At 70.0% G+C, this 10395-nt stretch carries 5 protein-coding genes and 4 pseudogenes; 4 read left to right on the top strand and 5 right to left on the bottom strand.

The features are described 5' to 3' along the window. On the top strand, positions 1 to 1028 hold a 1028-nt coding region (locus tag ABT116_RS34460), incomplete at its 5' end, for a glycosyl hydrolase family 95 catalytic domain-containing protein (protein ID WP_351642026.1). 50 nt (positions 1029 to 1078) lie between these two features. On the opposite strand, the pseudogene ABT116_RS34455 reads toward ABT116_RS34460, so the two are convergent. After that, positions 1079 to 1894 (bottom strand): annotated as a pseudogene (locus ABT116_RS34455) (beta-galactosidase small subunit); the annotation flags it as partial. 373 nt (positions 1895 to 2267) lie between these two features. On the opposite strand from ABT116_RS34455, the gene ABT116_RS34450 reads away from it, so the two are divergent. Beyond that, positions 2268 to 3323: a LacI family DNA-binding transcriptional regulator gene (locus ABT116_RS34450; protein ID WP_502983986.1), complete on the top strand. Its 1056-nt coding sequence runs from the start codon at positions 2268 to 2270 to the stop codon at positions 3321 to 3323. 59 nt (positions 3324 to 3382) lie between these two features. Here ABT116_RS34450 and ABT116_RS34445 read toward each other — a convergent pair whose 3' ends face one another. The 3 genes from ABT116_RS34445 to ABT116_RS34435 all read right to left on the bottom strand — a co-directional run bounded on the left by ABT116_RS34445 (position 3383) and on the right by ABT116_RS34435 (position 8911). Continuing rightward, on the bottom strand, positions 3383 to 5146 hold the full coding sequence (locus ABT116_RS34445) for a cellulase family glycosylhydrolase (protein ID WP_351642021.1): 1764 nt from the start codon (positions 5144 to 5146) through the stop codon (positions 3383 to 3385). Positions 5147 to 5246: 100 nt separating this feature from the next. Beyond that, positions 5247 to 6758 (bottom strand): glycoside hydrolase family 43 protein, encoded by a 1512-nt coding sequence (locus ABT116_RS34440; RefSeq protein ID WP_351642017.1) that lies wholly within the window; start codon positions 6756 to 6758, stop codon positions 5247 to 5249. Positions 6759 to 6775: 17 nt separating this feature from the next. Then, the gene (locus ABT116_RS34435) at positions 6776 to 8911 is read right to left on the bottom strand and encodes an alpha-galactosidase (RefSeq protein ID WP_351642013.1); all 2136 of its coding nucleotides are present in this window, start codon (positions 8909 to 8911) and stop codon (positions 6776 to 6778) included. 119 nt (positions 8912 to 9030) lie between these two features. Here ABT116_RS34435 and ABT116_RS50985 point away from each other — a divergent pair. Next, positions 9031 to 9279, top strand: a pseudogene (locus tag ABT116_RS50985) (hypothetical protein); the annotation flags it as partial. Between the two features lie 14 nt (positions 9280 to 9293). Continuing rightward, positions 9294 to 9995 (top strand): annotated as a pseudogene (gene istB / locus ABT116_RS34430) (IS21-like element helper ATPase IstB); the annotation flags it as partial. Between the two features lie 16 nt (positions 9996 to 10011). Here the strand turns inward: istB and ABT116_RS34425 are convergent. Then, positions 10012 to 10395 (bottom strand): annotated as a pseudogene (locus ABT116_RS34425) (integrase); the annotation flags it as partial.

Below are 10395 nucleotides of genomic sequence, written 5' to 3'. Positions count from 1 at the left end.
ACCTGTGGGCGCACTACCGCTTCACCGGGGACCGCGCCTTCCTCGCCGACCGGGCCTGGCCGGTGATGCGCGAGGCCGCCGTCTTCCTGCTGGACTTCCTCGTCGAGGACGCGGACGGTCACCTGGTCACCTGCCCCTCCACCTCGCCCGAGCACCGCTTCCAGGTGGAGACACCGGGCGGGCCGGCGCTCGTCGCGACCACCGCCGCCGTCACCATGGATCTGTGGCTCGTCGAGGAGCTGTTCGGCAACTGCCTCACCGTGATCGAGGAGCTGGGCCTCGCCGATCCGCTCGCCGACGCCCTCGACAGCGCCCGGCGACGGCTGCCCCCACTGCCGTACCGTCCCGGACAGCCCCTCGCCGAGTGGCGTCACGACGCCGTGCCCGAGGATCCGGGCCACCGGCACCTCTCCCACCTCTACGGCCTGTACCCCGGTGACCGGATCGACGCGGAGCGCACCCCGGAGCTGTTCGACGCGGCCCGGGCAGCCCTCGACCTCAGGCTGGCGCACGGAGGTGGGGGTACCGGCTGGAGCCTTGCCTGGGTGGTCGCGCTCGCTGCCCGCCTGGGCGACGGCGCCCTCGCCCACCGCAGCCTGCGCGGGCTCCTGGCCGACTCCACCTCCGACAACCTCCTCGACCTGCACCCACCGCAGCTCTTCCAGATCGACGGCAACTTCGGAGCCACGGCAGCCGTCGCCGAGATGCTGCTGCAGAGCCACACCGATGAACTCCGGCTGCTGCCCGCGCTGCCGGACGCCTGGCCCAGCGGCACCGTCCGCGGACTGCGGGCCCGCGGTGGCGTCACCGTCGACCTCGACTGGCAGCACGGCCGTCTCTCGCACGCCCGCCTGCATCTCCCGCGACCCGGCGAGTACCGCGTCCGGGTGCCCGCGTCCGAACCGTTCCAGGCTGTCACCGACGACCGTTGCAACGCTGTCGAGACGCGGTGGACCGTGCTGGAGGGAGGCTTCGTCCTCGCCGAGTTCACGGCGGTGCGCGCCACCGTGCACCACATGCGTTTCTGAGGGGGTGGCCGGCTCCTCGCGTTCACGGACGCCGGGGAGCCGGCCGTCCCTCACTCGGCCGGCAGCGCGGTCAGCACGAACGTGAAGTCGGCGGGCCCGACTTCGAGGCGGTACCCGGGCAGCACACCCGGCCCGACAGCGCCGGAACCGAGGCCCTGCACGACGTGGTCAGTGTGCAGGTGAACCGTCGGCCCGGCGGTCAGGTCGGTCTGATGCCGGGCTTCCGCCAGGTGCCGGTCGCTCCACCCGCGGGCCGCCAGGTTGAACAGCTCGGCTCCCTCGACGCGCAGGCCGGCGCCCTTCTCGTCGACGATCTCGGCCCAGCGCACATCGGCCCGGTTGCCGTTGTCCTGCGGGCGCACGTACGGCGTCTGCAGCTCGTCGACGCTCGCCCGGAAGCGGCCGACCCGGGCCGCCTGCCGGGAGTCGGGGTAGGCCTCACCCGGCCCCGCACCGAACCAGGTGACCCGCGACCAATCCCCGGGCAGTTCCCAGTGCAGGCCGATGCGGGCGAGGGAAGGCGCCTTGTTCCGGCGGACGAGTTCCGCGTACTGCTCCGGCGGCAGGTCCACTTCCACCATCGACTCCCGGAATCGGTCGTCCCTCTCGGGCCAGTGGCCGACCGGCTCGGTGTGGACGCGCACCCGCAGACGCCGCCCGTCCGTCTCCCAGTGGTACGTGGTGAGGTAACCGCAGTCCGAAGCGGAGGCGGCACTGCGCACCACGACGGTCAGACCCTCCGCGTCCGGGTCGGCGGACACCGTCCGATGGCGCAGCCGCTGGAGGCCCCGTGCCTCCCAGTACATGGCGTCGCGCTGGGCCCAGGCGCGGTCGTTGTCGGTCGGCGCCCGCCACAGGGACAGCCGCGGCCCGTCGAACGCGTGGTCCCCGACGTGAGAACCGGAAGGCCCAGGGTCCGTTCAGGTCGATCCTCGGGGCGCTCGAGGAGAAGGCGGATCGTGGGCTCGTCCTGCCGTGGCCGGGGGAGAGCGCCTCGAAGTAGCGCGGGGGCATAACGCTCCTTTTTACGCGTTGCGAAAGTATCGCGGGCGGCCGGGGTGTCGAAGGTGTCCTGCGAGAAGGGGCGTGATCGGCTTTGTGCCTGGTCAGACGAGTCGTAGCGGTGTGTTCCGCGGCACCTGCCGCTTACGAAAGCGCAGGTATGCTTTCGTGACCCCCGGGGTCGCTCGGGGGGTGCCGGAATGACGGCCTCACTGGGCGAGGGATGGGAAAGGCAACGTGCCGGACAACCGATCAGAAGCGCCTTCCACGAAAGAGACGGAAGAACAGAGCACGGGCGGTGGAGGGCCGGCGGCCGTCACCATCGCGTACATCGCCGAGTCCGCCGGCGTCTCCGTCCCCACCGTGTCGAAGGTGCTCAACGGCCGGTCCGGCGTGTCGGACGAGACCCGGGCCCGCATCGAGGAACTGATCCAGCGCTACGGCTACCGCAAGCCGCCGAAGAACCGCAGCAACCTCGTGGAGCTCGTGTTCCGCGAGCTGGAGAGCATGTGGGCCGTGGAGATCATCCGGGGGGTCGAACGGGCGGCCCGCAGGAACAAGGTCGGTGTCCTGGTCTCGGAGTTCGGTCTTTACGACACACCGGCCAGGACCATCGACGAGACCGTGGGGCGGCGCCCGCAATGCGTCCTGTCGGTGGCGTGGCTGTCGGAGCACGAGCGGGACCAGCTGAAGACGAAGGGCATCCCGTTCGTGGTGTTCGACCCGAACGGGGAACTCCCCGACGACGTGCCGTTCGTCGGTGCCACCAACTGGAGGGGCGGCCAGGCCGCGACCCGGCACCTGATCGATCTGGGGCACCGGCGCATCGCCATGATCACCGGACCTGATCATCCTTTCTGTCTGGCGCGGTCCTCCGGCTACGTCTCGGCACTCGCCGAAGCCGGTCTGCCGATGGATCCCAACCTGATGGTCAAGACCCTGCTCACCCGCGAGGACGGCTACACCGCGGCCCGCGAACTGCTCGCCCGGAGCGATCGCCCCACCGCCGTCTTCACCGCCAACGACATGCAGGCTCTCGGCGTCTACCAGGCGGCGCGCGAGCTGGGACTGAGCATCCCGGAGGATCTGAGCGTGGTGGGCTTCGACGACGTACCGGCCGTGGCCTGGGTCGACCCGCCCCTGACCACGGTCCACCAGCCCCTCGCCGACATGGCCGTGGCCGCCACCGAACTGGCGCTGGCATTGGGCCGTGGCGAGGACGTCCCCCAGGTCGGACTGGAGATCGCGACCACGCTCACGATCCGGGAGAGCACGGCCCCGCCCAAGAGCTGAGCGGAGGAGGGGGAGAACCCCGGGCGCCAGGACGGCACCCGGGGCGAGGCGAGGAACTGTCAGGCGACGGTTCCCGTCACCGAGCCTCCGTTCTTGGTCACGCGGTACGTCACGGTGGCTCCGCTCCAGAAGTGGAAGGTGAGCGTGGCCTGCTCACCGTCACGCAGGGCGTTGAGGTAGTCGGGGGTCAGGGTGAGGGCGTTGCCGGAGTAGTTGGGGGAGAAGGCGCCGTTGAACTCCTGGTACGTGGTCCAGGAGGTGTTGCCGGCGGTGCTGCCGTCGGCGTACTTGGACTCCATGGTCGCCAGCTGGTCACCGCGGAACTGGGTCGGGATGCTGAGCCCGTCGGAGGTGTTGCCGGTCGCGCCCGAGAGCACCGGCCTGTCGTACGTGGTCACGTAGATGTTCCAGGGGACGCCGGCGGAGAAACGGGCCTGGATCGTCGCGTTGATCCCGTAGCCGCGGTTGCCGGCCAGTCTGGTGAGCGCGGAGGCCGTGAGGGTCAGCTGGTTGCCGGAAACGGTGTAGTCCCGGCCCCGGACGAGTGGGGTGTTGCCCTGCCAGAGGCCCCGGAAGGTGGTGCCGTTCGGGTTCAGCGTGAGCGTCCTGGCCGGGATGGCGCTCGACTTCGCCAGGTAGATCCGGTCCGAGGACGCGGTTCCCGAGCGGGTGGTCCAGCTGGACTTGATCGCGGCGAACAGCGCGGGGTCGGACCACTGCAGGGTGGTGCGGTTCAGGTAGTTCCAGCTTCCCGCGTCCCACAGGGCCGTGGTCACACCGGCGGTGCGGGCGTTGTAGCCGAGCTGCTCGTAGAACTTCAGCGCCTCGCCCCGCTCGATGCGGGAGGGGTGGTTGGAGTCGGGGAACTGCAGCAGGCCGTACTCACCGAGGTAGACGGGGATGCCCTTGGAAGTGAGGGTGGCCCGGATCCTGGAGAAGTTGTCGCGCATGTCCTGCTGCGAGGTGGCGTCGAACGTGGTGCCGCCGGCGACGTTCACGCTGAACGGGTAGTAGCCGTAGTAGTGCACGGTGGCCACGAGATTCTTGTCGTTCAGCGCCTTCATCTCGCCGGCCAGGGCGTCCAGGAAGGCCTGGCCGGAATTGGTGTGCAGGGTGGGCAGGACGAGCAGCCGTGTCGCGTTGTTGCCCCCGGACTGGCGTACCACGGTGTGGAACGCGGTGTTCAGCTCGCTGTTGTACTGGATGCCCTGGGCGTCGGTGGTGTTGTTGAACTGCGGCTCGTTGTTGCTCTCGAACAGCAGGCTCTGCGGGGAGTTTCTGAACTTGGCGGCGATCTGGGTCCAGCTGGCCTTGAAGCGGGCCAGGACGCCGTCATGGTCGGTGGGCATGTCGGCGATCCACTGCCACGAGTCGTGATGCACGTTGATCACGACGTACAGACCGTCGGCCAGGGCCATGTCGACGACTTCCTTGACGCGGTTCATCCACGTCGCGTCGATCGTGTAGGGGGCCGTGGAGGACTGGTGGTCGGTCCAGGTGACGGGAATGCGCACGCTGCGGAAGCCCTGCGCTTTGATGGTGTCGAACACGGCCTTGGTGGCCTTCGGGTTGCCCCAGGACGTCTCGTCGGGAATGGCGTCCAGGGTGTTGCCCAGGTTCCAGCTGGGCTGCATCGCGGCCACCGTCTCCATCGGCGTGGCGGCGAGCTTCGGGAGCCGTATCGGGAGCGAGCCCTGATGGCCGGGTGCGGCGAAGGCCGCGGTGCTGGTCACCCCGATCATGGTGACCAGCGCCAGCAGGAGGCCGAGCACACGGCCGGGGCCGCGACTGCGGCGGTCGGTGAGGTGGTGCGGTCTCTTCATGTCTGACCCTTCTCTGTCAGCCGGGCGGAGCCCGCCCGTGGGGGGATGGTGCGTTCAGGCGGTCGAGGAAGAGGGGTTCCGGCGGCGCTTCGGCGCCCGATCAGGAGCCGAGCGGCTCGTAGTCGAGCCAGTCGAAGTGGACCGTGCCGGCCGCGGCGTACAGGCCGATGACCCGGCCGGTGAAGCCGCCGGCCACCTCGGTCGACAGATAGCGGCCGTCGAGGACGCCGAGTTCGGTGAACGTGCCGTCCGGCTCCCCGACGCCGAACGTGAGGGTGTCCGGCCCGGTGCGGGCGTCCCGCGGCGAGGTGGGGGAGACGCGCAGGCCGAGGACCACGGGCCCGGCGGGCACGGACCGTGACGCCACGACGGTGCGCAGGGGCCCCACCCGGGCGAGCATCCGCACCTCACCTCCGGACGCCTCGATCTCGTAGTGGTGCTCCTCGTCCAGGCGGACCGCGAGGCCGCCGCGGCCCTCCGACGCGTCGACGCGGGTTCGCGCCTGGCACGTCAGGTGCTGCTGGCGGCGGCCGACGAACACGACGTCCCGTTCGTCGAGCGAGGCGCCGCGGGCGCGCAGAGTCAGCCAGCCGGCGCGTTCCTTGGTGGTGCAGTGCTCCACGAGACGGTCCCGCACGGAGATCCACTGCGGCCGCAGCTCACTGAGGTCGAAGTCGTCACGGACGGGCTCGGCGGGCACGGGGACGAGCGGCCAGGCCGGTGCGGGCAGTTCGGACGGCACCTCGCCGACGACCGGCCATCCGTCCACCCACTCCACCGGCGCCAGGAACGTCTCACGGCCCAGCACGTGCCAGCCCGGTGTGCCGCCCCGAGGCCGGACGGCGAGCAGCACCATCCACCACGAGCCGTCGGGCGCCTGGACCAGATCCGCGTGTCCGGTGTTCTGAACAGGTCGGTTGGTGCCGCGGTGGGTCAGGAACGGGTTGTGCGGGCACGGCTCGAACGGGCCGGAGGGAGACGTCCCGCGGGCGATCGAGACGGCGTGACCGCGCTCGGTGCCGCCCTCGGCGATGAGCAGGTACCAGTACGCGCCGATGCGGTACAGGTGCGGTGCTTCCGGGGCCATCGCGTCGACGCCGCCGGACCAGAGCGGTTGCGGCTCGCCGAGCGTCTCTCCGGTGGACGGGTCGATGCGCACCTGCGAGACCCCGGCGGTCGTGCACCAGCAGGTGCCGTCCTCGTCCCAGGCGAGGTCCGGGTCGATGCCCCCGATCCCCGACAGCCGCACCGGCTCGGACCAGGGCCCGGCCGGATCGGTGGCGGAGAACAGCAGGTTCCCCTCACCCTTGGCCACGTTGGTGACGATCAGCCAGAAACGGCCGTCGTGGTGGCGCAGCGTGGGGGCGTAGATGCCGCCGGAGGACGCCGTGTCCGTGGTCAGGCGGAGCTGGCTGGGCCGGTCCAGGGCGTTGCCGATCTGTGTCCAGTGCACCAGGTCGCGACTGTGGAAGACGGGGATGCCGGGGAAGTACTCGAAGCTGGAGCACACCAGGTAGTAGTCGTCGCCCACACGGCACACGCTGGGGTCCGGATGGAGGCCGGGGATGACGGGGTTGGCCACGACGGTCTGGGGGAGCTGCTTTTCTGACACTCGGTCAATCCTTCTGTTCAGCGGTTGGTCGAGGTGCTGTCGAGGCGGAGCAGTACTGCGGAGGGAGTCGTGGGCAGCGTCAGCGTGAGGTCGCCGGTGCCGGGATCCCAGTGGGCGTCGGCCTGGCTCGCGGTGGGGTAGAGCACCTCGAGGCGAGCCGCGGAGCCGTGCAGGTGCGGCAGGGCTAGACGCGTGGTGGCCTGGGCTCCGGGGCGGCGCCACACGGTGAGGTACGTGGTGTCGGGGGTGCGCAGGGCCAGGGCGAGCCACGGGTCCTCCCAGGCCGGCAACCCGAGCGGCCAGGCGGGAACGGCCCGGGCCAGATCATGGCGAATGGCCTTGTACACGGCGATGGCCTCGTGCACCAGGGCGAGGGCCTCGGGCCGCAGATCCGGCAGCAGACCCGACAGGTGGATGCGGCCGAGGAGGGCGTTGGCCATGGTGAAGGCCACCTCGTCCAAGGAGTCCTGCGGCAGCGGGTAGGCCCAGACGGCGCCCTGCTCGGGGGTGACCGCAGTGGGGGCGGAGGCGGCGATGGGCGCGTACAGCTGGAGATTCTGCTGATCACTGGTGGACTGCAGTTGCAGCCGGGACAGCAGCGCGTAGTCCCAGCGCATGCCGCCGGACGAGCAGTTCTCCACCACCAGCCGCGGAAAGCGGTCCAGGATGCCGTCGAGCCAGTCGAGGTGCGCCCGGTTGTGACCGAGCAGGCCTGCGCCCGGCGTTTCCCCGGGGTGGGCACTGGTACCGGAGCCCGGGTCGATGTTGTGGTCGAGTTTGAGGTAGCCGACGCCCCACTCGCCGACCAGTCGGTCCACGACCTGGTCCAGGTGGGCGCGGGCGGCGGGGTGGCGCAGGTCGAGGTGGTGCCGGCCGGTCTCCGTGACGCGGACACCGTCCCGGCGGAAGAACGCCTCGCCCGGGAGAGACTTGGCCATGGGGCTGCGGACGCCGATCACCTCCGGCTCCAGCCACAGACCGGGCACCATGCCACGCTCCCGGACGCGGTCCAGCACTTCGTGGATCCCGCGTTCCCCCGGGAAGCGCGAGGCGGCAGGCTCCCAGGCGCCCACGCTGTCCCACCAGCCGCCGTTCTCGCCGTCGTACCAGCCGGCGTCGATGACGAAGTACTCGGCACCCGCCTCGGCCGCCGCGTCGATCAGCGGCAGCAGCTTCTCCGTGGTGGGGTCGCCCATCAGGCAGTTCATGTAGTCGTTGAAGATGACGGGGAGCCTCTGGTGGTCCTGGTGCGGGCGGCGGATGACGCGCCGGTAGCGGGTGAGCGCGGCGAACGCCTCGTCCGGGCCGCCGTCGTCGCTGCAGGCGAGGGCGACCGGTACGGTGGCGAACTCCGCGCCGGGCTCCAGCGGATGCCGCCAACCGTGGTGGGTGTCGTTCGGGCCGAACAAGGCCAGGTAGGCCAGCGTGTCGCGTTCGCCGCACGCCCAGTGCCAGCCGCCGCCGTTGTGCTCGATCTGCCACAGCCAGGTACGGCCCGTGCCCCGGTCGGTCAGGCCGCCCATGGGCAGTCGGCCGCAGCTGGACCACACGCCCCGCCCGGTCCGCGTGAACTCGCCCTTGCCGTTGTCGTAGACGACGCGGTCGCCCAGGACCGGTGAGGACACCCGCATCGGCCGTCGCTGCCACCGGCATTCGGCGACCCAGTCGTTCTCGGCCCACAGCAGGTCCGCCGCCTCGATGGCCTCCGGCCCGTCGGCGAGAGCGCCCACGACGAGGGAGGAGACCGACTCCAGGTGGAGGGTGGTCTCCCCGTCGTTGCGCAGGGCCACTTCGGCGCGCAGCACGGGCACGCCGTCCGGTGAGCGGTAGGTGACCTCGGCGGCGAGACCGGTCTCGGGGTCGTGAAGCCGGACCGTGAGCACGTGCCACTCGCCGTCGCGCGTCACTCGGTGCCCGCGGTACCGCAGACGCGCGCCGAGGGAGGTGTCGATGAGGCGCCCGCCCGACCAGGCCCGGCCGTGGCCCGCGGCCGTCACCTCCACCAGGGGCAGCGGAGGCCAGGTGCGCCGCTCGGGAGGTGTGCCGTCGGGGCGGCCGATCCGCGTGAGGCGAGCGATGCCGTCCTCGGCGACGCCGATCTCGACCTCCAGGGCCCGGTGTCCCCATCGGAGGATCTGCGGTGCGCTGGTCATGGTTGCCTTTCCGATAGGTCGGCAGGGTTCAGGCGATACGGAGCACGACGCAGCCGCCGGGCGGCAGTTCGGACACCGGGGCGCCCCGCGAGCAGGTCGTGGGCGGGCGCGGGCCCCTGTCCGGCGCCGGAAGCGGTGACGGTGAGCGCCGGGCTGTCGGCGAGCCACCGCGGTGTCTCGTTGCTCGTCGCAGCGGCCGGGAGCAACGCGTTGTCAGCTTGACCCAACGTCGTCTCGCCGATCCGGCAGCGGTCATCGCTGGTCTGCCGGCCGATTCTCGGCCTGCGCCGACGGTCGATCACTACGACCAACTCCTGCGACTACCTGAACGCCGCAATCCCGCCCAGCCCGCTGCCCGAGCCGAGTGAAAGAAGGCCCGAGAATGGTTCGTCAATCCGTCACGGTTTCCACCACGTTGCGCCGCCGAGGTTTGACCGAGGAGGCCGCCACCGCCGCGGTCGATCAAGCGTGCCGCCGACTACGACTTCCCACCATCCGTGCCGTCGTCGAGGACGCCGCCACTGCCGCCCGCAAGGACCAGCTTTCGTACTACGGATTTCTGGCGGAGTTGCTGCTTTCCGAATGCGACGACCGTGACCGCAGAAGTGTGGTGCGGCGAATCAAGGGAGCGGGGTTTCCTCGCGAAAAGTGGTTGGCAGACTTCGATTTCGATGCCAACCCCAATATCAATCCCGCGACCATTGGAACCCTCGCCACCGGCGACTGGATCCGCAAAGGCCAACCCCTGTGTTTGATCGGGGACTCCGGAACCGGGAAATCGCATCTCCTCATCGGGCTCGGGGCTGCGGCCGCCGAGCACGGTTACCGCGTCAAATACGTCCTCGCGACCCGGTTGGTCAACGAGCTCGTCGAAGCCGCCGACGAGAAACAACTCGCTCGCACGATCGCCCGTTACGGGCGAGTGGATCTACTTTTGCTGGACGAGCTCGGTTACATGGAACTCGACAAGCGAGGCGCTGAGCTGCTCTTCCAGGTTTTGACCGAACGGGAGGAGAAAAATTCCGTCGCGATCGCGTCGAACGAGTCGTTCTCCAAAGCGCACATGTTCGCGCGAATCTGTGCGTAGTCGCGCCGAAGTTTCACGGGTTCGGCAGTCGGGTGGGGTCGACGAAGTCTGCCAGGTAGATCATGGCGGCCTCGGCGGTCATGCCGAATGCCGCGGCGACGAGCTTCGGATCCATGGTGTTGACCAGATCGATAAGGCGAGTGCAGCGGATCATCCGCGGGCCGAACCCGCAATCGTCGAGCACATGACTCAGATAGGCGACCGATGCGGGTGACCGTCCGGCCTTGGTCCCTTTGGTGACGATGACGTGCGGATTGGCGGTGCGCCAGGAGGCGCGCTGGGCCAAACAGCGCTGCACGATCGTCCAGCTCGCCGGGTCCATCGGGACCGGATGCGGTCGCTCGCCAAGCCTGACGGTCTGTCGAAGCGGATCGACATCGTCGCAGGTCAGCAGCCG

Source organism: Streptomyces sp. NPDC002130 (assembly GCF_040296465.1).
GTDB lineage: Bacteria > Actinomycetota > Actinomycetes > Streptomycetales > Streptomycetaceae > Streptomyces.
This window is presented reverse-complemented; position numbering and strand designations above follow the sequence as displayed.

Bases quoted from the DNA above. Each gene is read 5' to 3' on its own strand.
- ABT116_RS34435 (WP_351642013.1), bottom strand. From the start codon at position 8,911: ATGACCAGCGCACCGCAGATCCTCCGATGGGGACACCGGGCCCTGGAG.
- ABT116_RS34445 (WP_351642021.1), bottom strand. From the start codon at position 5,146: ATGAAGAGACCGCACCACCTCACCGACCGCCGCAGTCGCGGCCCCGGC.